The 365-nt window shown below is 46.6% G+C and carries 1 protein-coding gene; it reads left to right on the forward strand.

What is annotated here, in order from left to right; translation table 11 throughout:
- Positions 1-178: 178 nt before the first annotated feature.
- On the forward strand, positions 179-365 hold a 187-nt coding region (locus AC6LJW_RS29465), incomplete at its 3' end, for a hypothetical protein (protein WP_498088978.1).

The raw sequence follows: 365 nt of genomic DNA on the forward strand, positions 1-365 counted from the left end.
AACCAGGTCATACGTCGCTACTCAAAGGAAGTGAGGTATGTTCTTAAACTTGACGTCTAAGGTACTTCACTTCTAGTGAGCACTTGATTTCTTGTGCTTGCGACTAGGCCGAAACCCAATCGCTGCACTCACATCAAGCGCCCACACTTATCGGTTGTTTAATTGTTAAAGAGCGGTCTTGCTAAATTCTGTACTACCAGTTTCTGCTTTCAACTCCGGTCAACTTCGCTTTTGCGTCGTCGCTGTCGTTGCAGCAGAGAAGCGAGATTATGAAGAAGTTTTTATCGCTTGTCAAGTCAGCTTCGCTTTTTGCTTTCGCAGTTTGCTTCGCTTTCTTGCGGCGACCTCTTCAGGTCTCGCCAGGA

The sequence above is a fragment of the Achromobacter sp. 1012554356 genome, assembly GCF_059760815.1.